The organism is Pseudomonadota bacterium (genome assembly GCA_027624955.1).
Taxonomy (GTDB): Bacteria; Pseudomonadota; Alphaproteobacteria; order UBA828; family UBA828; genus PTKB01.
Window position 1 is genome coordinate 1 of the sequence record JAQBTG010000014.1, and the last position, 25,389, is coordinate 25,389.

General features: G+C 62.3%; 20 protein-coding genes. 6 read left to right on the plus strand and 14 right to left on the minus strand.

Annotated features, from left to right (window positions below; all coding sequences use genetic code 11):
• Together O3A94_07150 and O3A94_07155 are read right to left on the minus strand one after the other, a co-directional pair.
• Window positions 1-2,970 (minus strand): heterodisulfide reductase-related iron-sulfur binding cluster (locus tag O3A94_07150; protein MDA1356029.1); only part of this gene is annotated, 2,970 nt, incomplete at its 3' end.
• Window positions 2,971-2,985: 15 nt separating this feature from the next.
• Window positions 2,986-3,153 carry a hypothetical protein gene (locus tag O3A94_07155; GenBank protein ID MDA1356030.1) on the minus strand — a complete coding sequence of 56 codons (168 nt, stop codon included), beginning with the start codon at window positions 3,151-3,153 and terminating at the stop codon, window positions 2,986-2,988.
• Window positions 3,154-3,486: 333 nt separating this feature from the next.
• Here O3A94_07155 and O3A94_07160 point away from each other — a divergent pair, with 333 nt between their 5' ends.
• Window positions 3,487-4,008 (plus strand): 2,4'-dihydroxyacetophenone dioxygenase family protein, encoded by a 522-nt coding sequence (locus O3A94_07160; protein ID MDA1356031.1) that lies wholly within the window; start codon window positions 3,487-3,489, stop codon window positions 4,006-4,008.
• A 437-nt stretch (window positions 4,009-4,445) separates the two neighbouring features.
• Here the strand turns inward: O3A94_07160 and O3A94_07165 are convergent, their stop codons facing one another.
• The 11 genes from O3A94_07165 to ccmA form a co-directional block, all read right to left on the minus strand.
• Complete coding sequence (locus tag O3A94_07165; GenBank protein ID MDA1356032.1) at window positions 4,446-6,215, minus strand: adenylate/guanylate cyclase domain-containing protein; 1,770 nt, start codon at window positions 6,213-6,215, stop codon at window positions 4,446-4,448.
• 77 nt (window positions 6,216-6,292) lie between these two features.
• A complete protein-coding gene (locus O3A94_07170) occupies window positions 6,293-7,267 on the minus strand; it encodes an NADPH:quinone oxidoreductase family protein (GenBank protein MDA1356033.1) in 975 nt (324 codons plus the stop codon).
• Window positions 7,268-7,305: 38 nt separating this feature from the next.
• Window positions 7,306-9,228, minus strand: a complete 1,923-nt coding sequence (gene ccmI, locus O3A94_07175; protein MDA1356034.1) for a c-type cytochrome biogenesis protein CcmI — start codon at window positions 9,226-9,228, stop codon at window positions 7,306-7,308.
• A 21-nt stretch (window positions 9,229-9,249) separates the two neighbouring features.
• On the minus strand, window positions 9,250-9,738 hold the full coding sequence (locus O3A94_07180) for a cytochrome c-type biogenesis protein CcmH (protein MDA1356035.1): 489 nt from the start codon (window positions 9,736-9,738) through the stop codon (window positions 9,250-9,252).
• A gap of 2 nt (window positions 9,739-9,740) precedes the next feature.
• On the minus strand, window positions 9,741-10,367 hold the full coding sequence (locus tag O3A94_07185; GenBank protein MDA1356036.1) for a DsbE family thiol:disulfide interchange protein: 627 nt from the start codon (window positions 10,365-10,367) through the stop codon (window positions 9,741-9,743).
• Window positions 10,364-12,415, minus strand: a complete 2,052-nt coding sequence (locus tag O3A94_07190) for a heme lyase CcmF/NrfE family subunit (GenBank protein MDA1356037.1) — start codon at window positions 12,413-12,415, stop codon at window positions 10,364-10,366. The genes O3A94_07185 and O3A94_07190 overlap by 4 nt, the downstream gene beginning before the upstream one ends.
• Window positions 12,412-12,858, minus strand: a complete 447-nt coding sequence (gene ccmE / locus O3A94_07195; protein ID MDA1356038.1) for a cytochrome c maturation protein CcmE — start codon at window positions 12,856-12,858, stop codon at window positions 12,412-12,414. Before ccmE ends, O3A94_07190 begins: the two co-directional genes overlap by 4 nt.
• Before the next feature lie 13 nt (window positions 12,859-12,871).
• A complete protein-coding gene (ccmD, locus tag O3A94_07200; GenBank protein ID MDA1356039.1) occupies window positions 12,872-13,081 on the minus strand; it encodes a heme exporter protein CcmD in 210 nt (69 codons plus the stop codon).
• A gap of 137 nt (window positions 13,082-13,218) precedes the next feature.
• Window positions 13,219-13,986 carry a heme ABC transporter permease gene (locus O3A94_07205; GenBank protein ID MDA1356040.1) on the minus strand — a complete coding sequence of 256 codons (768 nt, stop codon included), beginning with the start codon at window positions 13,984-13,986 and terminating at the stop codon, window positions 13,219-13,221.
• A gap of 33 nt (window positions 13,987-14,019) precedes the next feature.
• Complete coding sequence (gene ccmB, locus O3A94_07210) at window positions 14,020-14,688, minus strand: heme exporter protein CcmB (GenBank protein ID MDA1356041.1); 669 nt, start codon at window positions 14,686-14,688, stop codon at window positions 14,020-14,022.
• Window positions 14,682-15,374 carry a heme ABC exporter ATP-binding protein CcmA gene (gene ccmA / locus O3A94_07215; GenBank protein MDA1356042.1) on the minus strand — a complete coding sequence of 231 codons (693 nt, stop codon included), beginning with the start codon at window positions 15,372-15,374 and terminating at the stop codon, window positions 14,682-14,684. Before ccmA ends, ccmB begins: the two co-directional genes overlap by 7 nt.
• Window positions 15,375-15,477: 103 nt before the next feature.
• Between ccmA and O3A94_07220 the strand changes: the two genes are divergently transcribed.
• The 4 genes from O3A94_07220 to O3A94_07235 all read left to right on the plus strand — a co-directional run bounded on the left by O3A94_07220 (window position 15,478) and on the right by O3A94_07235 (window position 22,083).
• Window positions 15,478-16,377 (plus strand): alpha/beta hydrolase, encoded by a 900-nt coding sequence (locus O3A94_07220; GenBank protein MDA1356043.1) that lies wholly within the window; start codon window positions 15,478-15,480, stop codon window positions 16,375-16,377.
• Between the two features lie 69 nt (window positions 16,378-16,446).
• On the plus strand, window positions 16,447-19,143 hold the full coding sequence (gene acnA, locus O3A94_07225) for an aconitate hydratase AcnA (GenBank protein MDA1356044.1): 2,697 nt from the start codon (window positions 16,447-16,449) through the stop codon (window positions 19,141-19,143).
• 15 nt (window positions 19,144-19,158) lie between these two features.
• Window positions 19,159-20,388 carry an NAD(P)/FAD-dependent oxidoreductase gene (locus tag O3A94_07230; GenBank protein ID MDA1356045.1) on the plus strand — a complete coding sequence of 410 codons (1,230 nt, stop codon included), beginning with the start codon at window positions 19,159-19,161 and terminating at the stop codon, window positions 20,386-20,388.
• A 39-nt stretch (window positions 20,389-20,427) separates the two neighbouring features.
• Window positions 20,428-22,083, plus strand: coding sequence for an AMP-binding protein (locus O3A94_07235; GenBank protein ID MDA1356046.1), 1,656 nt, complete (start codon window positions 20,428-20,430; stop codon window positions 22,081-22,083).
• A 160-nt stretch (window positions 22,084-22,243) separates the two neighbouring features.
• Here O3A94_07235 and O3A94_07240 read toward each other — a convergent pair whose 3' ends face one another.
• The gene (locus O3A94_07240; protein ID MDA1356047.1) at window positions 22,244-23,347 is read right to left on the minus strand and encodes an NADH:flavin oxidoreductase/NADH oxidase; all 1,104 of its coding nucleotides are present in this window, start codon (window positions 23,345-23,347) and stop codon (window positions 22,244-22,246) included.
• Window positions 23,348-23,405: 58 nt separating this feature from the next.
• Between O3A94_07240 and O3A94_07245 the strand changes: the two genes are divergently transcribed.
• On the plus strand, window positions 23,406-25,376 hold the full coding sequence (locus tag O3A94_07245) for a PhoX family phosphatase (protein ID MDA1356048.1): 1,971 nt from the start codon (window positions 23,406-23,408) through the stop codon (window positions 25,374-25,376).
• The last annotated feature ends 13 nt before the right edge of the window (window positions 25,377-25,389 follow it).

A 25,389-nucleotide genomic window follows, 5' to 3' on the forward strand; every position in this document is an offset into this window, starting at 1 on the left:
CTGATCGAGGCCGACGCCGGCGCCGTCGACCACGGCGATAGTCTTCAGTTTAGCCTGCTTGATCATCCGCATCGTGGCGTAGCGCGGCCGGTTGCCGCCGGTCTGGATCGTCAACAGCGCCGGCGCCGGCAGCTCAAAGCGATGACGCACCCCGCCTTCAAGTTCACGTATGGCGGTAAGCGTGGCGCCGCCGTTCCATTCCGCTTCCAAGACCACAGCGGCATGCGGCAGGTCGAGAATGCGCGCCATGGCGGTGCCGGTCGCGCCTTGCGCCAGATCACTCGATTGCACACCGGTGAGGATCAAGTCCGCCCCCTCCTGGCGCGCTACACCGGCCAGCGCCCGTGCCACGGTCACCGGATCGGCTGCCGCTAGGCTGTCGTCCCATACCCTGACGGCGCGGCGTGCGCCCTTGGCGAGAACCTTGCGCAGCGTATCCTCCGCATCTTCCGGGCCGACGGTAACGGCCACCACTTCGCCACTACCAATTTGTTCGATGAGCAGCAGCGCCTGTTCAAGCGCGGCATCGTCCCATTCGTTGAGAGCATGTTCGAAATGCTCGGCGGCGATGCTGAGGCCATCTTCGGCGATGCTGAAATCGTCGCCCAGTTCACCAACATGCTTGACCGCAACCAAAATGCGCGGGCCTTCCTTGGCCGGGATATCATACGCTGGGAGTTCTGCGGCTGTGACGGGCCCCGTCGCGGCACTGATCTTTTCCAGATTTACCTCTTGCCGCCGTGCCGCCAACTGGCGCGCCAGCTCTGGATTCTCGGCGAGGCGTTGCATGACTTTCTCGGCCACCGTTTCGGCAATGCGCTCGGCTGCGATTTCTGCCACCTGTTTGGCCGCGACTTCGGTAATGCGTTCGACCAGCGATGGCAATTGGCCGAGATCGATGCTTTTCAGCTGGATCGCCTCGGCGACCAATTCGGCCAGGTCCTTGACCTCGAATTCACCGTCATGGCCGCTGGTTTTGCGCGCATCTTCAAACATTGTCATGTCCTTGGGGCAACACACCACAAACGCGTCGATCTCGCCCAGCGCCGCCGCTTCATGCATACGGTTCTCGGACGGCTTCTCTTTGCCGGGCGGGTCAGGCATCCAGATTCGCCCGCCGCCGGCGCCGCAGCAGAAGGAATTATCGCGGTTGCGCGGCATCTCGACCAGTTCACAGCCGATCAATTCTAGCACCCGGCGCGGCTCGTCATAATTGCCATTAAGCCGCCCCAAATGACAAGGATCGTGCAGCGTCACGCGTCTCCCTAGCGGCCCGGTCACCTTAAGTCGGCCGTCTTCCAGCATGGCGGCGAGGATCGAGGTGTAATGCGCAATCGGCGCTGTTTCGGCGAAGTCGGGATATTCATTGCGGATGGTATTGTAGCTGTGCGGATCAGTGGTGACGATGCGCTGAAACGGCTGGGCCGCCGCCATCGCTGCCTGATTATGCTCGACCAGGGTCTCGAACAAGCCCTCCTCACCGGCGCGCCGCACGTCATTTCCGGCGCTATGCTCAGCGTCGCCGAGGATAGCAAAATCGAGCCCCGCTGCCTGAAACAGCCGCGCGACAGTTTGCGTGACGATCTGGTTGCGTGGATCGTAGGAGGCATAATCGCCGACGAACCAGAGATCGTCCGCCGCTTCCTCGCGGATATCCTTGACCGCGAATTCCAACGGCTGGGTCCAGGTGGCGCGCAGGCGTGGGCTTTCGCCGAAGCTGTTGCCACGATCGGCGATCTTGCCAAATGTCGCACGCAATTGCGGTTCCATCTCGTCGCGTTCCACCAGATGGCGGCGCATCTGCACGATCATCGTCGGATGCTCGATCCCAACTGGGCAAATTTCCATGCACGCACCGCACGACCGGCAGGCCCAGAGCGTCTCCGGAGAAATGATATCGCCGACCAATCGCGGTCCACCCGCTTTCACTTTGCCCTGCGTGGTTTCGGCGAAGCGGCGCAAATCCAAGATCAGGTCGCGCGGGCTGAGCGGCGCGCCAGTCGCCGTGGCCGGGCAGGCTTCGTGGCAACGCCCGCACTTCGTGCAGGCGTCGAAATTCAACAAATCCTTCCACGGAAATTGGTTGATCGCCGAGATGCCAACGTCTTCGCTTGCAACATCGCCATGACCATGGCCGACGCGCGGCAGGCGGCGGAGCGCGTTCTGATCGCGGGTTGAAAGTGAGCCCATGACCGCGATCATATGTTTGGCTTTGTTCCATGGCAGGGCGGCGATAAAGGCTAGCGCCAAGACCCCGTGAATCCACCAATTGGCGCGTCGGACGGCAGCGGCGCCGTCCGGTTCCATGCCGAGGCCGCTGAAAATTTCCGCCAGCACCCACCCAACCGGCGACCATCCAGCCCAGGCCGGTTGCTCGTGCACCAGGCGCACGGCCTCTTGCAGAAATCCGCTGAGAATGATGACGACCAGCACCCACAGGAAGAGCGCGTCTTCGGTCATCCAGCGCCGCACCTCCGGGCGGGGGCTGTCCTCACCGGTATAGGCGCGGACATAATCGAGCTTTGCCGGGCGCTGGCGGTAGCGCCGCCACATCATGAAAAAGATACCGAACAACAGTCCGACCCCGGCGATATCCACCACTAGGCTGAAAGCAAGATAGAAGCCGCCCTTCCAGAACGAGCCGCCGAAGATCGGTTCGGTAATGTCATAATCGACGGTGATGATCGAGGTGGCGATAAAGAGGATGAGAAAGCCGTAAAAGATCGGCCGGTGCGCGTTGCCGGCTGCGCGGTCGCGCCGCGCCACCGTGCGGTGGCTGAAGATATCGCCCAGCATACGCCCGAAGCCGCGCCACAAATGAAGCGCTACCGGGCTCTTGCGGGCGCGGAAATATTTAATGAAATGGCGCGCGAAACCGATCAAAAAAAGCGCAATGGCGCTCCACGCAATGACATAGAAAATCGTATAGCCGAGCGGCCCGATATCCCAGAATAATTCGCGGGTTTCCACAGTCCGGCTACACGCCTAGCCCGATCCCGGATGAAACCAACGGTCGGGATAAGGGTGCCGCCAATCCGGCAGGACAGTCACAAGTGTCTTCGAATTGATCACATCAACGGTGTTTTCGCCGGTCTCGCTGACACAGTCGTTGCCGGAATAAGTCTGCCCTGCAAAGGGGTCAAAAGCGGCCATTTTCTTTACCTTGTTCGTCGGCGAGAAGGCCGTTCAATGTTATGCTCGGTGAGGATTTGTTTGGCAAGAGAGGTGAGCAGAGACGGCCAGAAAATCCAGCCAAGCCAGCAGCACCACCGTCTTTTCCTGAGGAGCAACAACTGCACAATTGAGGCGGGATATCCAGATCGAGAGCGCTGCGTCACCCTACATTTGTGTCGCACAGCCGTGCGGACGAGGCTTTCGAGGTTTCTGGGCTTGGCAATCGGGCGCGGCCGGCGTAAGACCCTGTTTCTGGTTGCTAGCGGCCTGTATTTATTGGAAATTCGCACGAATTTGTTAGGAGACTAGAAGATGGCTAACCGTGTTGCCGAAGTGAAAGCGAGCACCTCCGTGCCGACCACCCACCCCTATGCCGTCGGCGAACTTGTGCTCGACGCGGTGCCGGAGGATGAGCGTCTGTGGGTGCCGATGGTCGAGGGCGTGTGGTTTCGCCCGCTCATGTTCAATACCACGCAGGGCGGTTGGTGCCATCTGATCCGGGTGCGTAAAGCCGGCGTGGTCAGCCGCCACCGCCATCCCGACCCAGTACATGGTTTAGTTTTGAAGGGCGCCTGGCGCTATCTCGAACATGATTGGGTGGCGACAGAAGGCACTTATATTTTTGAGCCACCGAGCGAGACTCATACCCTAGTGGTCGATGAAGGCGTGGCCGAGATGATTACTTTTTTTCAGGTCACCGGGTCGCTGCACTATGTCGACGAGGCGGGTAAGGCGATCGGCTTTGACGATGTCTTCACCCGCATCGACCTGGCGCGCGCGCATTACGAAGAAGTCGGCCTCGGCGCCGATTATGTCAGGAATTTTGTGCGCTAGGCTGTCGCTGGAGAGAACCAATTAAGATTTTCGCAAACGGCACCACTCCCGGAATGCCTTCGGCTTTCCGGCAAGCGCGACCGCCCGGTGATTGAGGAAACCCACTGAGACTTTCGCAAACGGCACCACCCCCGGAATGCCATCAGCATTCCGGCAAGCGCGACCGCCCGGTGATTGAGGGAACCCATTGAGACTTTCGCAAACGGCACCACCCCCGGAATGCCTTCGGCTTTCCGGCAAGCGCGACCGCCCTGTGATTGAGGAAACCCACTGAGACTTTCGCAAACGGCACCACCCCCGGAATGCCTTCGGCTTTCCGGCAAGCGCGACCGCGCGCCCGAGTTAATACGAGGTAGCCAAGGCCGCGGAGGCGGCCGCCCGGCGCTTGAGGGCTAAACAAAGAGACGCGCCCGCCCGGCGCCTGACGACCTAAACCACTAAACCGGGAGGCCCGCTTTTAGCATGGTCTCACGCTGATGTTCGCGGTCCGATTCCAGCTCGTAGGGTGCGCGTGCAAGCGCGGCTTCGACCGAAAACTCCGGATTGCTCTTGAGCACAAGTGCAATCTCCGCTTCTGCTTCCGCCACATTGCCAAGCGCAGCATAGCAGGCAGCCATATAGGCGCGTTGCATATGGCCGAGGCGGGGCGTGCGCTTGAATGCGTCGATGGCTTCTTGATATTGCCGCGCCACATAATGTGCCAGCCCTAAAACCTTGACCCGGCGCTCGGCTTCAGAGGGGTCGAGCAGCAGTGCTTTTTCGATCCAGCCGATGGCTTCGGTCGCCTGGCCCAGCCAGATGCGGGTTTCGCCACGTTGCGAAACAATGCGCGGATCGTTTGGGTTGAGCGCATAGGCGCGATCTTGATGAAGGCGCACTTTATTGAAATCCCGGTGTAAGACGAGGTTGAGCTCAGTTAGGATGCGGTGGCTCTCGGCGTCGTCCTTGGCGTTGTCGCTTAACGCTTTTTCGGCCTTGGAAATTCGCCTTAGGATGGTTTTCTCCTCGATATAGCCTCTGCCCCAAGCCTGGCCTAGGCTACAAGAGTACCAGGCATGCGCGAGGCTAAAATCGGGGTCCAGCTCGATCGCTTTTTGCGCCATCTCGATGGCTTTGGCGTTGTCCTCTGGGGTTTGCCTGTGGTGATGGTCCTTAGCGCGCAAGACATAGTCATAGGCGGCCATGTTCTCGGTCGGCTTCTGTTTGCTCTGCTCAAAATGCGCCGCTTCCACCCGGCGCGGCAGATTGGCGACGATGACCTGGGTAATTTCATCCTGCACCGCAAACACATCTTCTAGTTCGCGGTCATAGCGCTCGGCCCATAGATGATGGCCGTCCGCCGCGTCGACGAGCTGGACCGTGATGCGCACCCGGTTGCCTGCCTTGCGCACGCTGCCTTCGACGATGTAACGCACGCCGAGCTCGCGGCCCACTTCGGTCACATCGACGGCCCTGCCTTTATAGGCAAAGGTGGAATTGCGCGCGATCACGAACAAATCGTGATAGCGCGACAGCTCGGTGATGATGTCTTCCGTCATGCCATCGACGAAATATTCCTGCTCCTCGTCCTTGCTCATATTGTCGAACGGCAGGACGGCGATGGTTGGTTTGGTCGGGCCGGTATTTTTGTTTTTTGCGACCGGGCTGGGCGAAACCGCCGCCGTCGCCGCCGAGCCTTCGATCGATTCCGAAACGCGATAGGCGCGTACCGGCTCGTCGATATTTTTGACCGATCGGACGCCGAGATCGCTATAGGTGAGGTCAAGTTTGTTGCGCACCTGATCGTAGACGGTGCCGGAAATAAAGATGCTGTCCGGTTCGGCGATCTGTTCGAGGCGCGCCGCTATATTGACGCCGTCGCCGAGAATATCATCGCCGCTGACCATCACGTCGCCGAGATTAATGCCGATGCGAAAGCGCATACGGCGCTCCTCCGGCAGGTCGATATTGCACTTGGCGATGCCCGTCTGCATGTCGAGCGCACAGCGCACGGCTTCGACTGCGCTCGGAAATTCCGCCAACACGCTGTCGCCGCCGGTGGCGACAATGCGCCCGCCTTTCTCGGCGACCGCGCTATCGATCGTTAGGCGGCACTGGCGCAGTGTATCGAACGTGCTTTCCTCGTCGGCGCTCATCATCCGGCTATAGCCGACCACATCGGCGGAGAGAATCGCAGCCAATCGGCGCTTGATGACGTCAGATGCCACGCGTCCTAATCCCTGAAATCGAGCGAGCGGGTGAGTCTAAATGGCCGCCTCGGGCAAGACAACAGGTGTGGTGCGCGTCATGATATGGTTATGACAACCCGGCCGACGGCCCGGCGCTCAAGCAGCTCGGCCATCGCGGCCGGAACTTCTTCCAACGGGAATTTTTGTGTGACCAGCGGTTTGAGCTTGCCTTCCTGCCACCAGCCGATCAATTCCTCGACGCTGGCGCGCAGCAGGTCAGGGCGGAACTCGCGGAAATAGCGCAGCGACGAACCCATTGCCGAGCGGTGTTTGACGAGGAGGCGATTGGCCGGAATTTGCGGAATGCCGCCGACAAATCCGATCACCAGGATGCGCCCACCCCAAGCCAGCGAGGACAGCGCCTCGTCGAATAGGTCGCCGCCCACCGGGTCATAGCAGACATCGGCGCCGGCGCCGCCAGTAATTTCTGCGACCCGCGCTTTCAGGCTGTCGCGCTTATAATTGATCAATTCATCGGCGCCGTGCTGGCGTGTGATCGCCAATTTTTCGGCGCTGCTCGCGGCGGCGATGACCGTGGCGCCGAGCGCCTTGCCGATCTCGACCGCCGTCAATCCAACGCCGCCCGATGCGCCTAGCACCAGCAGAGTTTCGCCGGCTTCGAGCTTGCTTTGCCAGCGGATGGCAACATGGGAGGAGACATAGCCGATCAAAAAAGAAGCGGCGATGTCGTCCGACATGCTGTCCGGAACATGGAAGCAATCGGCTTCGCTGGCGAGGGCCTGTTCCGCGAAACCGCCGTAGCCAAGCAGCGCCATGACCCGGTCGCCGGGCTTGAAGTGGGTGACGCCGCTGCCGCATTCGAGCACCTCGCCGCAGGCTTCCAATCCGGGCGCAAAGGGGAAGTCCGGGCGCGTCTGGTAGTGGCCTTGGATCATGATGGTATCGGCAAAGTTGACGCAGGATGCCGAAATCTTGATACGCACCTGGTCGGCCGACGGTTGCGGCGGCTCGACCTCTTCGAGATGTAATTGGCTCGGCGCGCCCCAGGCGCGGCAAATCATGGCTCGCATGCTCTCTTCCTCTCTCGTGTTTTTCGCCGCGCCTCTGCTCAGTCCGGCAATTCAGTGAGCGCTTGTTCGACCGCGCCGCGGTCCGCGCCCCCGGCTGGCAGCAGGTCCAGCAAGCGGTTCCAAAATCCGCGCGCGGCGTCATTGCGCCCGTCTGCGGCCTCGACGAAACCCATGAACCATAGAGCTTCGCGCTGGTTCGGGTCGAGATCGAGGATGCGCCGGTAGAGCGCGATCGCTTGTTCGGGGAACTGCGTGGCTTCACCAGCGGCATTCATCACCGCGCGCGCATAGCCGCGCAGCACATCGGGATCATCAGGCGCGAGATCCGCCGCCCGGGCGTACGCATCGCGCGATTCAACATGCTTGGAGAGCACCGAATAGGAGCGACCCAAGCGCAGCCAGCCTTCTAAATCATCGGGATTCTCACCGAGCCGTTCGGCCAGCCGCTCCACCATGGCGCCAATCATCTCCGCCTGTTGCTCGGCAGTCATGCCGTCCGCCGCCGCCAAATCTTCAGCGTTCGGTCCCGGCGCGGCCTCGGCCGGTTGTGCCGCGCCTGCTTCCAGTTCGCCAACGCGTTGCTGCGCTGCGGCTGCTTTGGCGTCCTCGCCAAGCACACGGTAGGAGTTGGCGAGGCGCCGCCAGCCTTCGAGATCGTCCGGCTCCTCTTCCAGCCGCGCTGCCAGCCGCGCCACCATGGAGCGGATCATGTCGGTGCGGTCCTCGGGGCTCATCTCCGCCGCTGCCGCCATATCTTCCTGGCTCGGCCCCGGCGCCGCTTCGGCCGGTTGTGTCGGGCCTGCTTCCAGTTCGCCGATGCGTTGTTCCGCCGCCGCCGCCTGGGCGTCCTCGCCGAGCACCCGGTATGCGTTGGCCAGACGCCGCCAGCCCTCAAGATCGTCCGGCTCGTCGACGAGGCGTGCCGCCAATTGCGCGACCATGGAGCGGATCATGTCCATGCGATCTTCCGGGCTCATTTCCGCCGCCGCCGCCATATCTTCCTGGCTTGGTCCCGGCGGCGCGCCTTCGGCAGCTTGGCGAGCGCTGGCAGGGGCCGCGGGGATCGATCCGAGTTCGATGCCGATTTCTTCCGCCGCGCGCCGCATCCAGGTGACGAGATCGGCGCGCCACAGTGCGTCCGCCGGGGTTTCCGCCGCCAGCTTTCGCCACATCACAAGCGCGTCGCCAGGGCGGCCCTGCTGCGCCAAAGAGATACCGATATAATATTGCGCCGCCGCATCGTTGGGCCGCACGCCGAGCACGGTTTCGAAAGCCGCCAAGGCATCCGCGGTCACTATGCCTTGGGCGGCGAACACCAGGGCTTCGGCCATCGAGCCGATAACTTCGGGATCGCCCTTGGACAATGTAACGGCGGTGCGGAGCGCCTGCGCCGCGTCACCGTAACGCTCAAGGGTGATCAGCGAACGGCCCAAGAGCAGCCAGCCCTCAAGATTTTCCGGATCTTCTTCGAGACGCTTCGCGAGATTGGAGATTGCCGCTTCGACGGTTTGCCCGGCCATTTCCTCGCCGGTGGTACCGCCGCGTTGCGCGACGCCCGAAAATGGCTTTCCTGGTGTGCCGGGCGACCCTAAGGCGAGATAAGCCGCCACCGCCAGAGCGGGAATTACCGTCCCGATTGCCGCCATCAACAGCCAGTGCCGACCTGCGCCACCGGGCTCCGGCGCCCCCTCTTCGCTGCCGTCCGCAGCCGCGGGTTCGCCGCCATCGCGCTTGGATGCGGCCAGCATGCGGCGCTGAATTTCCAGGCGCGCCGCTTCGCTCTGGTCTTTGCCCACCAATCCGCGCGCGCGGTCGCTTTCCAGCTCCTCGAGCTGATCGCGGTAAATCGCCAGATCGAATTCGACACGGCGCGGCGCGGCGCGGTGACGCAGCACCAGTGGCACGAGCACCAGCGCTAAGGCCGCCGCAGTCATCAGCGCAATCACAAGCCAGAGAATCAAGCCGCGCCCTCTTTTTTCAGCTCAGGCAAAATCATCGCGGCTCAGGCTCTCGACCTGTTTGCGCTCGGCTTCACTGAGCGGCGCCGGGGCACTCTCCGCACCGCGTCTGCGGCGCCGGACAACGAATATCCAAAGGCCGCCCGCGCCGGCAACGAAGACCAGTGCCGGGCCAAACCAGAGGACGTAATTTGTCGGCTTGACGGGCGGGCGCAAGAGGATGAAATCGCTGTAACGGGCGGTGAGATAGTCGAACACGGCGTCGTCCGAATCGCCCGCGGCAATACGCTCGCGCACGATGCGGCGCAAATCCCGCGCCAATTCGGCATTCGAATCGGATATCGCCTGGCCATTGCAGACCGGGCAGCGCAATTCGTGATGCAGCGTAAGCGCACGTGCTTCTAATGCCGGATCATCGAGCGCCTCATCGGCACTGAAGGCGTAGACGGCGCCGGGCGCGTGTAGCACCAGTGAGAGTATCAGCGCGGCCAGAGCAAGAGCAGTCAGGCGCATCGTCAATCGCCCAGGCTTTCGATCAGCGGCAATAGTTTTTCGTCCCAATCACGGCGCGTGAGCACGCCGATATGTTTGTAAACAATGCGCCCCTCGCGATCGACGACGAAGGTTTCGGGCACGCCATAAACACCCCAATCGATGCCGACCCGGCCGCTCAGATCAGAGCCGATCTGCGTATAGGGATCGCCCAATTGTTGCAGCCAGCTTCCGGCATCTTTCGGCTGGTCCTTGTAGTTGAGGCCCCAAATCGGCAGCAAGTCCTGGGCGGCGATGTCCATCAGCAGCGGATGTTCGACGCGGCACGGGCCGCACCACGAGGCGAAAACATTGACCAGCGAGACGCCGCCCTGCTCGATATCGGCGCTGGCGAGGCCCTTGTCCCAGCCCGGTATCGGCGGCAGATCGAATTGCGGGATCGATTTGTCGATCAGGGCGGAGGGTATCTTGTCCGGCGTGCCGGTTAGCAATTGCCAGGCCAGTACTGCGGCCAGCACCGCGAAAGCAGCGGGCACCAGAATGAAGATGAAACGTCGACGACGTGGCGCATCTTCTTCCGGCGCGCCGCCCGATTGCGTGTCGCTCGGTGGTGCCTCGCCCGGTGGCGTGTCGCCATTCCGCTCCGTCATGCCTCGCTCCGGCTCTCCGCCGGCTGGACCGGCTGGGCCGGCTCGGCCGCCGGTGTCGCTGGCGTCGCTGGTGTCGTCGGGGCCGCTGTCGATTTTCGCCGCACCCGGCTCGGCGCACCGACCCGGTGACGCCGGTCGGTCAGCGAGACCAGACCGCCCGCCACCATCACGATCGCGCCGAACCAAATCCAGGGCACCAGGGGATTGTAATAAATGCGGACCGCGATGCCGCCAGCCTCTGCCGGATCGCCAATCGCAACATAGATATCGGCGATCCAAGTGGTCCGGATCGCCGCCTCTGTTGTATCCATGCCCTGTACCCAGTATTTGCGTTTCTCTGGATGGAGCGTGGCAATGCGCTCACCGTCCTGATCTACGGTAAATTCACCGACCCGGCGGGTGTAGTTCGGCCCTTCAGAATCGCTGAGCGAGACCAGGGTGAAATCATAGCCGGCCACATGGTTGGTCTCACCGACCTGCATGACCTGCACGCTCGCGGTTTGCCAATTGGTGGCGCCGACGCCACCGGCGATCAAAATGGCAACGCCGGCATGGGCCATGCTCATGCCCCAAGCTGAGCGCGGCAGGACGCGGGCGCGGCGGAAACTGTCGATCAGTGGCACTCGGAACAGACGCAGCCGCTCGATAAATTCGGCGGCGACGCCGCCGATCAGCCAAGCAGCGATGGTCAATCCAAGGATCGCGCCCCACGGCCCGCCTTTCAGTGCCACCAGCAGGATCGCCGCCGCCGCCGCCGCCGCAAAGGCGATCGCAAGGCGCTGGGTGACGCCGGGAAGATCGGCGCGCTTCCACGCCATCAGCGGACCCGCCGCCGCGAGCAGGAACAGTGGCGCCATGATCCAGACAAAGCTCGATTCGAAAAACGGCGGACCGACCGACACTTTCTCCCCCGATATGGCGTCGAGGATCAGCGGATAGAGCGTGCCGATAAACACCGTGGCGCAGCCCGTCACCAGCAGCAGATTATTGACCACCAGCGCGCCCTCGCGCGACACCGGACGGAAGCGCCCGGAGGTCCGCAACGACGGCGCGCGCCAGGCATAAAGGGTGAGCGAGCCGCCGATAACGACCACCAGGAAGCCGAGAATAAAGACGCCACGCGCCGGATCGGCGGCAAAGCTATGCACCGACGTGAGCATGCCCGAACGCACCAGAAACGTGCCCATCAGACTGAGCGAAAAGCCGAGGATGGCCAGCAGCACCGTCCAGCTTTTGAGCGCGTCACGTTTTTCCGCAACAATCGCGGAATGCAACAGCGCCGTCGCCATCAGCCACGGCATGAACGAAGCATTCTCAACCGGATCCCAGAACCAAAAGCCGCCCCAACCGAGCTCGTAATAGGCCCACCAGGAGCCAAGCACGATGCCGCCGGTAAGCGCCGACCAGGAAAGCAAGCTCCACGGCCGGACCCAGCGCGCCCAGGCGGGATCGACCTTGCCTTCAATCAGTGCTGCGACGGCAAAAGAAAAGGCCACCGAAAGGCCGACATAGCCGAAATACAACAGTGGCGGATGGAACGCGAGGCCGGGGTCTTGCAGCAGCGGATTGAGATCACGACCATTCAGCGGCACCGGATCGAGGCGCAGGAACGGATTTGACGTGGCCAGCAGAAAAACCAGGAAGCCGACGCCGATCAGCCCTTGAATAGCGAGCACACGGGCGCGCAGCGCCGGCGGCAGATTGCCGCCAAAGGCGGAGATGGCCATGCCGTACAAGGCGAGAATCCACACCCAAAGCACCATCGAGCCTTCGTGATTGCCCCAGACGCCGGTGAATTTATAGAGGAGTGGTTTGGCCGAATGCGAATTCTCGAACACATTGGCGACCGAAAAATCCGATACCACATAGGCATACATCAGGCAGGCAAACGCGATCGAGATGAAGACGAATTGCCCGGTCGCCGCCGGGCGCGACAGGGCCATCCACGCGGCGTTATTGCGCCACGCACCGATGAGCGGCAGCGAGCACTGCACCAGAGCTATGACGAGAGCGAGAATGTGCGCGAAATGTCCGATCTCGGCGATCATTCTTCGGCCTCGTCACCCTGCCATTGGCCCGACGCTTTCAGCGCTTCGGCAACCTCGCGCGGCATATAATTTTCGTCATGCTTGGCCAGGATTTCTACTGCCTGGAAAGTGCCGCCCTGCATATGACCTTCGGCGACAACGCCTTGGCCTTCGTCAAACAGGTCGGGTAGAACGCCGCTATAGCGCACTGCCACAATATTAGAGAGATCGGTGATGTTGAATCGGTAGTTCAGGCCGTCGCTTTCACGCACCACGCTGCCTTCCTCGACAAGGCCGCCGATCCTGACTCGTTGATCGGGCGAAAATTCATGCGCCTGCACCTCGGTCGGACTGAAGAAGAACACCAGATTGTCGTCGAAGGCGAGCAGAACAAGCGCCGCCGCGATGCCAAGCGCGGCCATGCCGGCACCAACAAAAAGGAGACGCCGTTGTTTGCGTTTCATAGCTGTTGACGCGTCACGGCGCCGCCTCTTCCGGTTCGTTCTCTTCCTCAGGCCCACCACGCCGCCGCCGCCCGCCGCCTGCCGCCTCGAGCTGGCGCAGCACCGCTTCGCGGCTCTTGAGGCTGCGCAGGCTGAAAAGCAGCAGCCCAATCAACACCACAGCGCCGACGCCAAAGGCGGGCCAGACGTAGGCGGCATAGCCGCCCATTTCGAAGAAAGACATTGTCGTTAAAACCTGACAGTTAAACCTTGTCGTGATCCGCTATTGGTAACACGAATCCGCTAAGGGTAATGGCTTGCACGCGGTATTTCATATGAAATTGGCGTGATACCCGAAATTTCCAAATTATTTGTGCAATATCAGCCGCTTGCGCCCTGATTCCCGACCTGCGCCAAGCGCAGGTTGCGAATGCGCCGCGCCGCGATTTCAGAGCGCAGGCGGATAATCAGCACCACCAGGTAAAAAGCGATGAAACCCACCACCATCAGCAGCAGCGGCGCGATCATCGACGAGTCCATTGAGGGTCGGTCGAATTTGGAGATCGTTGCCGGTTGATGCAGCGTATTCCACCAATCGACCGAAAATTTGATGATCGGGATGTTAACGACGCCGACCACGGCGAGAATGGCCGAAGCGCGCGCTCCCTTGGTGGGGTCGTCATAGGCGCTGTTGAGCGCGATATAGCCGAGATAGAGGAAAAACAGCACCAGCATTGACGTCACGCGGGCATCCCACACCCACCAAGTGCCCCACATCGGTTCACCCCAGAGCGATCCCGTGACCAGGCTGATGAAGGTGAAACAGGCGCCGATCGGGGCGCTTGATTTGGCCACCAGATCGGCCAGCGGATGGCGCCAAATAAAGCCCGCAGCAGAGGATAGGGCGATGATGACGTAAATCATCAACGCCATCCAAGACGATGGCACATGGACAAAAATGATGCGGTAGGCATCGCCCTGGCGGTAATCGGGTGGTACCACGGCGAGGCCGAGCACCAGGGCCGCGACAATACAGGCCGCCGCAACGATCGCCACCCAAGGGTATATTTTTCGTGCAAAGCGCAGAAAGCGCGCCGGATTGGCGAAAAAATGTATGCCGCGCCCAGGTTTTTTCGTCTTCGTCGCCATTTTGTCCTTAACCGTTCCAGTACTCTTTAAGTGCTATTCCAAGGCCATCTTCAATGCTGCGGCGCTTGCCCACGGCGTCAGCGCCAGCGAGGCGAAGAATCCGCCGGCAAGAATAAGCAAATGTGCGCTCGCGCCAAATCCAAAGATCGCGCCTTCCACCGCGCCGACGGCGAATATTAATACCGGAACATAGAGCGGCAGTACCAGAAGAGAAATCAAAACACCGCCGCGCCTGAGCCCGACTGTGAGGGCGGCGCCGACCGAACCAATCAGGCTGAGAATGGGTGTGCCCAGCAGCAACGAGATCATCAGCACGGCGAATCCTTGCGCGCTCATATTGAGCAGCACCGCCAGCACCGGGGCGGCGATCATCAGCGGCAGGCCGGTTGTCAGCCAATGCGCCAGCACTTTGGCGAGAACCACCAATTCAAGCGGCAGCGGGCCAAGGGCGATGACCTCCAAGCTGCCATCCTCATAGTCCTCGTCGAACATGCGGCCGAGTGACAGCATGGTGGCGAGCAGGGCGCATACCCAGAGGACGCCCGGCGCAACTCGCTCTAAAAGTGCGCTCTCCGGCCCGATGCCGAGCGGAAACAGCGCGACGGCGATGAAAAAAAACATGACCACGACCAAGCTGCCGATGCCGCCGCGCGCCGCGAGCAGGAGATCGCGCCTGACCAAGCTGAAAAAGGCCGTTACCATTCGCCGTAGTCCGGCTGGCCCGTAGCTTGCCCGGCGTCGCCCAACAGCGCAGCGGCGGCAATGCCATGGCCCGCCATATCTATGGTCTGGGCATTTGGCAGCGCTATTTCCGCATGGGTTGCGATGATCGCCATGCCACCGTCGGCGCGGTGATCCGCCAGCATCTTCTCCAGGCGCACCGCAGATCTGTCGTCGAGGGTGATGCTCGGCTCGTCCAGGAGCCAAAGTGCGGCGGGTGATGCCAGCAGGCGGGAAAGCGTAAGACGGCGCTTTTGCCCGGCCGAGAGAAAACGGCCGGGAACGTCAGCCAAATCCTCAAGGTCAAGCGCGCCGAGAATATCATCGGCCGGCTTGGCAAAGCCTTTGGCTGCGGCCCAGAAAGCGAGATGCTCGGCCACGGTGAGGGTCGGCTTTACCGCTTCCAAATGGCCGACATAATGGCAGTGGGCACGGTGCGCCTCGGGCGCTTCGCGAATGTTTTCGCCGTTCCAGGCGATCATGCCGCCGACGGGCTTTAAAAACCCGGCAAGGATGCGCAGCAAGCTCGATTTTCCTGAGCCGTTTGGGCCGCGCAGAATGAGCCCGTCACCCGGCACGAGGGCAAAGGAGACGGCGCGGAAAACCGGCCGTTCTCCTCTGATACATGCCAGCTCGCGTGCTTCGAAGCTTGTCGCGCCGCCGTTCATTCGTTCCCCGCCGTTGCGCCGCGCGCCCAGCGCGCCTAAAAAACATCGCGTAAGCTATCGGCGCGGCCACGTGTCGGCAAGGCATAGGAGTAGAGACCCGAACATGATGAGGCGCTTGTTCCGCCGCAAATCGGTCGCCGCGACGCCGCTCCGCCCCGGCTTGATCACCGGGCGCAATGAACTGAACGCCGACGAATCACCGGCGTTGCGGGTGCGCGCCGACGGCCATCTCGTTCGGGCCGTTTCCTACGGCAAAGGGCCGCGGTTTGGCCCGACGATCGTCTTTCTGCATGAGGGCCTCGGCAGTATCGCCCAGTGGAAGCATTTTCCCGATACCCTCGCACGCGCCGCCGGCTGCAACGCACTTGTTTACGAGCGTTGGGGTCATGGCGATTCGGACCCGTTGGATGGTCCGCGTCAGGCAGATTTCATGGAACGCGAGGCGGTCTCCGTGTTACCGCAAATTCTCGATTCCTTCGGCTTGGACAAAGTCATTTTGTTCGGCCATAGCGACGGTGGCTCGATCGCTCTTTTATTCGCGGCGCGCTATCCGGAGCGAACGCTTGGCGTTATTACCGAAGCGGCGCATGTATTCGTGGAGGAAGTCTCGCTCGCCGGCGTGCGTGCGGCGGTCGAGCGCTTCGAGACCAGCGATATGGAAAAACGCCTCCGCCTCTATCACGGCGACAATGTCGCGCGCATGTTCAGCGGCTGGGCGGATATTTGGCTGTCGGCCGAATTTCGCGATTGGTCCATCCCGTCTGAAACGCTCGGCGCTATCCAAGCGCCGGTGCTCGCCCTGCAGGGCGCCGATGACGAATATGGCAGCGCCGCGCAATTGCAGAGAATAGAGGCGGGCATTGGCGCCGCTGCCAAGACGGTTCTCATTCCCGACTGCGCGCACGAGCCACATGTGCAGGCGCGTGAGGCCGTTATGGACGAAACGCTCGGCTTCATCGAAATTATCAAAGCGGCGTTAGCGCCCCCAGATTCCGCGGTTTGATCAGAAGATTTGAATGTTACACTCCTCGCCCCAGTATAGAATTATCCCGAAAAAATAGGAGATGCCCTCGTGATCGCGCTTGGCCAGGATACGCTCAAGACCCGCCGCACGCTGACTGTCGGCGGGCGCAGTTATGATTATTTCAGCCTTGCCGCGGCGGAGAGCGCCGGGCTCGGCGATATCTCCCGCTTACCCTATTCGCTCAAGGTTTTACTCGAAAATCTGCTGCGCTTCGAGGATGGCAAAAGCGTCACCGTGGCGGACATCAAGGGCCTCGCCGCCTGGCTCAAGGAGCGCCGTTCGACCCAGGAAATCAACTTTCGCCCGGCGCGCGTCCTGATGCAGGATTTCACCGGCGTGCCTGCCGTGGTCGATCTCGCCGCCATGCGCGCTGCGATGTCGGCGCTGGGCGGCGATCCGAAAAAGATTAATCCGCTGTCGCCGGTCGATCTGGTGATCGATCACTCGGTCATGGTCGACCGCTTCGCTTCCTCGACCGCGCTTCGTGACAACACCGCCATCGAAATGGAACGCAACGGCGAGCGCTATTCGTTCCTGCGCTGGGGCCAGCAGGCATTTTCGAATTTCCGCGTTGTGCCGCCGGGCACCGGTATTTGCCATCAGGTCAATCTCGAGCATCTTGCCCAAGTGGTGTGGACCGCCGAATCGGACGGCGCCACTATCGCCTATCCCGATACGCTGGTCGGCACCGACAGTCACACCACCATGATCAACGGTCTCGCCGTGCTTGGCTGGGGCGTTGGTGGCATCGAGGCCGAAGCGGCAATGCTCGGCCAGCCGATTTCGATGCTGGTGCCCGAGGTCGTCGGCTTTCGCCTCGCCGGCCGTCTTGCAGAGGGCGCGACGGCAACCGATCTGGTGCTGACAGTGGTGCAGATGCTGCGCAAAAAAGGCGTGGTCGGGAAATTTGTAGAGTTTTATGGCCCCGGCCTCGACGAGCTATCGCTCGCCGACCAGGCCACCATCGCCAATATGGCGCCCGAATATGGCGCGACCTGCGGCTTCTTTCCGATCGACGCGGAGGCCATCAACTATCTTCGCTTGACCGCGCGCGATCCGGATCGCATCGCCCTCGTTGAGGCGTACGCCAAAGCGCAGGGGCTATGGCGCGACGCCGATACGCCGGATCCGGTGTTCACCGACTCGCTGGAGCTGGAACTTGGCTCCGTCATGCCGAGCATTGCCGGGCCGAAGCGTCCGCAGGATAAAATATTCCTCACCGATGCGGCGTCAGCCTTTGGTCAAGCGCTCAGCGGTGAACTCGGTGTCGCGATCGAGAACAGCGCCACCGAAGTGGCGGTTGCCGGCATGGATCATGCGCTCGGGCACGGCGATGTGGTGATCGCGGCGATTACCAGCTGCACCAACACCTCCAACCCGAGCGTTATGCTCGGCGCCGGGCTGTTGGCCCGCAATGCCGTCAAGCGCGGCCTGAAAGTGAAGCCCTGGGTTAAAACTTCGCTCGCGCCGGGCTCCAAGGTGGTGAGCGAATACCTCGCCAAGGCCGGGCTGCAAGACGATCTCAACGCGCTCGGCTTCAATGTCGTGGGCTATGGCTGCACCACTTGCATCGGCAATTCCGGTCCGCTTGCCGATGAAATTGTTACGGCGATCGACGCCGGCGAATTGGTGGTGACCTCGGTCCTGTCGGGCAACCGCAATTTTGAGGGCCGCATCAGCCCCCATGTGCGCGCCAATTATCTCGCGTCGCCGCCGCTCGTGGTGGCCTATGCCATCGCCGGCAGCATGAATGTGGATATCACCACCGAGCCGCTCGGCGAGGATGGCGACGGCGTGCCGGTCTATCTCAAGGATATCTGGCCCGGCAATGACGAGGTGCGCGCCGCCATCGCGCAATCGGTGTCGCCCGAGATGTTTAGCGAACAATATGCCGACGTCTTCACCGGCAGCGCCGAATGGCAGGCCATCGATGCGCCGCAAGGGCTAACCTATGAGTGGCAGGACGGCAGCACCTACGTTAAAAATCCGCCCTATTTCGAAGGCATACAGGCCGAGCCAGCCGCACTTGAAGACGTGACCGGTGCGCGGATTTTGGCGCTGCTCGGCGATAGCGTGACCACCGACCATATCTCGCCCGCCGGTTCCATCAAATATGATTCGCCGGGCGGTGCCTATCTCACCGAGCGTCAGGTGGCGCAGGCGGATTTCAATTCCTATGGCTCGCGGCGCGGCAACCACGAAGTGATGATGCGCGGCACCTTCGCCAATGTCCGCATCCGCAATGAAATGGCGCCCGGCACCGAAGGCGGCGTCACCCGCCATATGCCGGACGGCCGCGCAGCAAGCATGTTCGATGCCGCCGCCGATTATGCCGGCACAGACACGCCGCTGGTGGTGATCGCCGGCAAGGAATACGGCACCGGCTCGTCGCGCGATTGGGCCGCCAAGGGAACGCGTCTCTTGGGCGTGAAAGCGGTGATCGCCGAAAGCTTCGAGCGCATTCATCGCTCCAATCTGGTTGGCATGGGCGTGCTGCCGCTGCTGTTTCCGGACGGCGTGACGCGCCACACGCTCGCCCTCGACGGCTCCGAAGTGATCGATCTCTCGGGCGTCGCTGGCGGTGTCAGTCCGGGCATGACCGTCGCTTGCCGCATCACCCGCGCCAATGGCGCGGTCGAGTCTCTCGATCTCAACTGCCGCATCGACACAGCGGAAGAGGCGGAATATTTCCGCCATGGCGGCATCCTGCACTATGTCCTGCGAGGGCTCGCCGGACTGACTTGAGCGACCGTCTGAGAAATGGCGGCAAAATCTCCAAGCGCGTATGACGTGATCGTGGTCGGCGCGCGCTGCGCCGGGGCGCCGACGGCAATGCTGTTGGCAGCAAAAGGCCATCGCGTACTGCTGCTCGAACAGACCACCGTGCCGTCCAACATGGCCCATTCCACCCATCTCATTCACCCCTTAGGTCTGGCGTATCTCGAAACCTGGGGTCTTCTGGATGCGATCGAGCAGCGCGCCACCAGCTTCATTGAGTGGAGCGTCGATTTGCACGGCGCGTTTCTGCATGGTGCGCCGCCGCCGGTCGCGGGCATGGCGCGTTCGGCCGCCCCTCGGCGCGACATTCTCGACGGCGAATTGGCGCGCGCGGCTCAGAACGCCGGCGCCGAATTGCGCGGCGGCTGCCGGGTTGGCGGGCTGTTGTTTGAGAACGGGCGGGTCGTCGGCGTCGAAGCCAAGGACGCGGAGGGGCGGCAGTTCAGCGCCCGCGCCGAGCTGATCATCGGTGCCGATGGGCCGGCCTCGATGGTTGCCAGATGCGTCGGCGCCGCCGAGCACCATGTCGAGCCGCCGTTGCAAAGCAACATCTGGAGCTATTGGCGGGACGTGCCGGTCGATCATCTGCACATCACGATCCGCGAGGGCGCCGGCGCGTTTGCCTTCCCCTCAAGCGACGGCACCGTACTGGTCGCAGCAAATTTGCTGCACGGCGAATTTCTGCGCGCACGGCGGCGCAAGGAGCCGGCGTTTCACGCCATGTTGAGGCATATTGCGCCGAATCTCGCCGAAAAGCTGACGCAAGGCGTGCAGGTCGATCGCTTCTTTTCGGGTTGCACGCGGAGCTTCGTGCGCCGCTCGCACGGCCCGGGATGGGCCCTGGTCGGCGATGCCGGCATGAAGAAAGACCCGGTCACCGCCCAGGGCATCGCTAGCGCTTTCGCCAGCGCTGATATGCTGGCCAAAGCCGTTGATCGCGGACTCGGCACGGGCGAAACGCTCGACGCGGAATTGGCCGAATATGAACGTGCGCGCGATGCCTGGCTCTTGCCGTATTATGATTTTACCTTGCGTCTCGCGGCGTTTGCCAAACCAAACACTGAGCAAGCCGCCTTCAACCACGCGTTGGCCAAAGACCTCGAAGGCAGATCCCAACTGTTCGGCGCAGTATCGCTAACATTCTCGCCGGATAAATTGATGGCGCCAGACAACATGCGCCGCATTCTCACGCGCGCCGCGCAATCACCATAGTGAACTGCTAGCATAGGCCTTTCTGGGGGAGAATATTACATGCCAAACGATGGCAACGATGCGGTTGAACAGGTTGCGGATTACAGCTCCTTTGCCGCCGCGTTCAAGTTGGAGGACATCACCGACCTGCTTTCCGGCGATCTTGAGACCGGCCTGAATGTCTGCGTCGAATGCTGCGATCGCTGGGCCGAATCGGACAGCATCGCGCTCTATTGGGAAGGCGCCGATGGCAGCAGTTCGACCCATAGTTTCGCCGAATTGCAGGAGGGCGCGGCGCGCTTCGCTAACCTGCTCACCGCGCAGGGCGTGCGCCCAGGCGATCACGTTGCTTGCATGCTGCCGCGCATTCCTGACCTGTTCGTGGTCGCGCTTGGCGTCTGGCGCGCCGGCGCGGTCTATGTCCCGCTGTTCACCGCTTTTGGTCCCAAGGCGATCGAATATCGTCTAGAGCGGAGCGGAGCCAGCCTGGTGGTGACCGACGCGGTTAACCGGGCCAAGCTCGACGGCATCGCTGACGCGCCGCCGGTGATGGTGGTGACGCGCGAGCCGGAGGAGGCGGTGCGCGCTGGCGATATCGATTTCCGCCAAGCGCTCGCGGCGCAACCCACCGAATTTGCGCCGGTTATGCGCACCGCCGAAGACCCGTTCATCATGATGTTCACCTCCGGCACCGTCGGTAGCGCCAAAGGCGTGGCGGTGCCGCTGAAAGCGTTGCCGGGTTTCTTGGTTTACATGAAGTATGCCATCGGCGTCGGCCCCGAGGACCGCTTCTGGAACATGGCTGATCCGGGCTGGGCCTATGGTCTCTTCTATGCGGTCGCTGGGCCCATGCTCTTGGGCTACGCAACTCACTTTTATGAAGGCGGGTTCAGCGTTGAAAGCACATACAAGATGCTCGAAAAACACAGCATCTCAATCGTTGCCTCGGCGCCCACCGCATACCGGCTGCTGATGGCGGCCGGCGGTGACTCTGCCGATGCCTGCCGCCACAGCCTGCGCGCGATATGCAGCGCCGGCGAGCCGCTCAATCCCGAAGTGATCCGCTGGATCGACCAACATCTCGGCTGCCCGGTTTTTGATCAATACGGCCAGACCGAAACCGGCATGACAGTGTGCAATCACCACGGCTTGCGCCACGCCATGCGCCCCGGCTCCATGGGTCTGGCAATGCCTGGCTTCCACATGGTGGTCCTCAATGTCGACCTCGAGGAAGTCGCGCCGGGCGAGTCGGGAATGTTGGCCGTCGATACGACCAAATCACCGCTCTACACCTTCCAGGGCTACCGCGATCATAAGGAATCGCCGCTTAAGGGGCCTTACTACCTCACCGGTGACACCGCCGAGCTCGGCGCCAACGGCAGCCTGACTTTTCTCGGCCGCGCTGACGACATCATATTGTCTGCCGGATACCGCATCGGCCCGTTCGATGTCGAGAGCTGCCTGATCGAGCACCCGGCGGTCGCCGAATCCGCCGTGATTGGCAAGCCCGACACCGATCGAGGGGAGATCGTCGTCGCCTTCGTCGTACTGGGCGGCGGCCATAACGGCTCGCCTGAACTGGTGGAAGAGTTGCAGCAATATGCCCGCACGCGCCTCTCCGCGCATGCCTATCCGCGCCAAGTGATCTTCTTGGATGCCTTGCCCAAAACGCCGAGCGGCAAGATCCAGCGCTTCGTCCTGCGCCAACAAGCCTGACCTAACGCGCAGCGCTTTTTATTTGATCCCTCAAGCGCCGGGTGGTCGCGTCCGCTCTCTTGGCTACCTCGTATTAACTCGGGCGCGCGGTCGCGCTTGCCAAAATGCTGTAGGCATTTTGGTTGGAGGTGCCGTTGGGGAGGGTCTTTCTGGGGTCCGCTCAAACGCCTTTGCGAAACGCCGCGCCGGGCCAGGTTTTGGGCCGGGCGCGGGCATATTGTGGCGCGACGTCGAGGGAAACGCCGAGGCTGTCCGCGGCGTGCCAGGGCCAGCGTGGGTCATCGAGAACAGCGCGCGCGATGGCCACCATATCGGCCTGGCCTGAGGTGATAATCTCGTCGGCATGATGAGCGTCGACAATCAGGCCGACGGCCATGGTTGAAATACCGGTCGCGGCCTTAACCTCGGCGGCGAGCGCGACCTGATAGCCGGGCGCTAGCGGGATTTTCGACTTGGCGCTGTTGCCGCCTGAGGACACGCAGACAAAATCCATGCCGATATCCTTGAGCGCCCCGGCGAAGGCAATGGCGTCCACGGCGGTGATGCCGCCCTCCAGCCAATCTGTGCCGTTGATGCGGACGCCCATTGGGCGCGCCGCCGGCCAGGCCGCGCGCATTGCGGTGGCTACTTCCAGTGGAAAGCGCATGCGCTTTTCCTGACTGCCGCCATATTCATCCGCGCGTTTGTTGGCGAGCGGCGTGAGAAACTGGCTCAACAGATAGCCATGCGCGGCGTGAATTTCGATCAGATCAATCTCCAGGCGCGCCGCCCGCGCCACCGTTTGGGTGTATTCGCCAATCACCTTTTTCATGGCGCTCCGGTCGAGCGCTTCGGGTGTCTGCCAGTCGTCTTTATAGGGCTCGGGCGATGGCGCGATGCTGGGCCACACGCCCTCCGCCGCCGCCAGCGGCGCGCCGCCCTCCCACGGCCGGCGCACCGAGGCCTTGCGCCCGGCATGCGCCAATTGAATTCCGATCGGCATGGCGCTCCACGCTCGAACCGATTTGAGCGTCTCTGCCAGAGCCTGTTCGTTGGCGTCGTCATAAAGCCCGAGACAGCCTTGCGAAATGCGCCCGGCGGCGCTGACGGCTGTGGCTTCAATGATCAGACAGCCGGCGCCGGATTGCGCAAGTTGGCCGAGATGCGGCGTGTGCCATGAGCTGGCTGAGCCTTCCTTGGCGCTGTATTGGCACATCGGTGAAATGATCACCCGGTTGCTGAGCGTCAGGCCGCGCAGTTGAAGGGGGTCGAACAGAGCGGGCATCGAGAAATCCTTTGTGGCTGGCTTGGTATTAAGCGCCGCAACTGTATCATGCGCTACGATGAAGGCTAGATTCGGACAAGTGAACGGCGCGGCGGCGTTTGGCGATATGGCCTGCGCACGTATGACTCGTCGCGGCTTTCTCGGCGGCAGCCTCGCGCTCGGCGCATCCGCGGCATTGTGGCGAACGCCGGCCGGCGCCGCGACGCTGGGCTTCAATTTTGACCCCATCGGCCACGGTGTTGACGGGCACCATCATGTCGCCCCCGGCCATAATGCGCGGGTGCTGATGCGCTGGGGCGACGGCGTGACGGCCACGGCGCCGCCCTTCGATCCAGAGCGCCAAAGCGCCGCTGCCCAGGCCGCACAGTTCGGCTACAACAGCGATTTTATCGGCTATCTGCCGTTGCCCCGCGGTTCGGGCAATTCGCGCCATGGCCTGCTCTGCGTCAATCATGAATATTGCATCGAAGAACTGATGTTCCCCGAGCTCGGCCCCTATGACGAGAATTTCAGCCAGGCAACGCCCGAGCTCGCCAACATCGAGATGGCGGCAATCGGCGGCGCCGTTCTTGAGGTGACGCGCGGCCCTGACGGGCTATGGAAGATTGTGCCGGCCAGCCGTTTCGCCCGGCGTATCACAGCGGGTGCAACCGTGATGCGGCTGTCCGGCCCGGCGGCGGGTCATGCCCGTCTCAAAACTACGGCCGACCCCAGTGGCGCCAGGGTGATCGGTACAGTCGCCAATTGCTCTGGCGGCATGACGCCATGGGGCACGTGGCTGACGGCAGAAGAGAATTTTCTGTATTGCTTCGGCAGCGGTATCTCCGACGACCCCGAGGCGGAGATCGACCCGGCGCTGGCAGATCACCCCGAGAGCCGGAATTATCGCCGGCTCGGACTTCCCGGCCGCGGTTACGCCTGGAGCCGTTTCGAAGCACGCTGGAACATCGATCAAGAGCCGAACGAAGCCAACCGCTTCGGCTGGATCGTAGAGATCGATCCTCTCGATCCGCATAGCATACCGGTCAAACGCACGGCACTCGGGCGCTTTAGCCATGAGGGCGCCGCACCAATCGTCAACGGCGATGGCCGCGTGGTCGTCTATTCCGCCGATGATTATTATTTCGAATATTTTTATCGATTTGTTTCGGAGCGCGCGTTCGATCCGGCGCGAGGTGTGGCGAACGGCGATCTCTTGGACCACGGCATCCTCTCTGTCGCCCGCATCGATGCGGACGGCGGCGTGGCGTGGTTGCCGCTGGTCTTCGGCCAAGGCCCACTGGTGCCGGAGAACGATTTCTATTCGCAGGCCGATATTGCCATCGAGACGCGCCGCGCCGCCGATCTCCTCGGCGCCACCCCGCTGGACCGGCCCGAGGGCGTTGCCATAGATCCGCGCGCGGCGCCTGACGGCGGCAAACTTTATCTCAGCCTAACCAAGAACGAACGCCGCGGCGCCGACCGGCTCGATGCGGTGCACAGCCGTTCGGCCAATCTGTGGGGACAAATCATTGAACTCACAGCGCCCGGTGGTGATCACGCCGCGGAGCGTTTCACCTGGGATATTCTGGTGGCCTGCGGCGATCCGGCGGCGCAAGAAACGGCGGCGCGTTGGCACGGCGATATCGCGCCGGGCGGCTGGTTTTCCTGTCCTGATAATTTGACGCTGGATAGCGCCGGGCGCCTCTGGGTGGCGACCGACCAAGGTGGCGGTTGGGCGGTATTGAGCGGCTCTGCGGATGGCCTCTGGGCACTGCACACGCAGCACCCCCGGCGTGGCTTGGGTGCGATGTTTTTTCGCGCGCCGGTCGGGGCGGAAGTCGCCGGGCCGTGCTTCACGCCCGACGGTGAGAGCCTCTTCCTCAGCGTGCAGCATCCGGCCAAGGACGGCGCCAAAAACTATGCCGGGTTTGAGCGCGAATCGCGCTTCGCGGATGCGGCCACACATTGGCCTGATTTCGACCCGGCTATGCCGCCGCGCCCGTCGGTCCTTGCGATCACCCGCCAAGGCGGCGGGCGCATCGGCTAGTTTGGCCTATCGG

Bases quoted from the DNA above. Each gene is read 5' to 3' on its own strand.
- O3A94_07155 (MDA1356030.1), bottom strand. From the start codon at position 3,153: ATGGCCGCTTTTGACCCCTTTGCAGGGCAGACTTATTCCGGCAACGAC.
- O3A94_07160 (MDA1356031.1), top strand. From the start codon at position 3,487: ATGGCTAACCGTGTTGCCGAAGTGAAAGCGAGCACCTCCGTGCCGACC.
- O3A94_07170 (MDA1356033.1), bottom strand. From the start codon at position 7,267: ATGCGAGCCATGATTTGCCGCGCCTGGGGCGCGCCGAGCCAATTACAT.
- O3A94_07180 (MDA1356035.1), bottom strand. From the start codon at position 9,738: ATGCGCCTGACTGCTCTTGCTCTGGCCGCGCTGATACTCTCACTGGTG.
- O3A94_07185 (MDA1356036.1), bottom strand. From the start codon at position 10,367: ATGACGGAGCGGAATGGCGACACGCCACCGGGCGAGGCACCACCGAGC.
- O3A94_07190 (MDA1356037.1), bottom strand. From the start codon at position 12,415: ATGATCGCCGAGATCGGACATTTCGCGCACATTCTCGCTCTCGTCATA.
- ccmE (MDA1356038.1), bottom strand. From the start codon at position 12,858: ATGAAACGCAAACAACGGCGTCTCCTTTTTGTTGGTGCCGGCATGGCC.
- ccmD (MDA1356039.1), bottom strand. From the start codon at position 13,081: ATGTCTTTCTTCGAAATGGGCGGCTATGCCGCCTACGTCTGGCCCGCC.
- O3A94_07205 (MDA1356040.1), bottom strand. From the start codon at position 13,986: ATGGCGACGAAGACGAAAAAACCTGGGCGCGGCATACATTTTTTCGCC.
- ccmB (MDA1356041.1), bottom strand. From the start codon at position 14,688: ATGGTAACGGCCTTTTTCAGCTTGGTCAGGCGCGATCTCCTGCTCGCG.
- ccmA (MDA1356042.1), bottom strand. From the start codon at position 15,374: ATGAACGGCGGCGCGACAAGCTTCGAAGCACGCGAGCTGGCATGTATC.
- O3A94_07220 (MDA1356043.1), top strand. From the start codon at position 15,478: ATGATGAGGCGCTTGTTCCGCCGCAAATCGGTCGCCGCGACGCCGCTC.
- O3A94_07230 (MDA1356045.1), top strand. From the start codon at position 19,159: ATGGCGGCAAAATCTCCAAGCGCGTATGACGTGATCGTGGTCGGCGCG.
- O3A94_07235 (MDA1356046.1), top strand. From the start codon at position 20,428: ATGCCAAACGATGGCAACGATGCGGTTGAACAGGTTGCGGATTACAGC.
- O3A94_07240 (MDA1356047.1), bottom strand. From the start codon at position 23,347: ATGCCCGCTCTGTTCGACCCCCTTCAACTGCGCGGCCTGACGCTCAGC.
- O3A94_07245 (MDA1356048.1), top strand. From the start codon at position 23,406: ATGAAGGCTAGATTCGGACAAGTGAACGGCGCGGCGGCGTTTGGCGAT.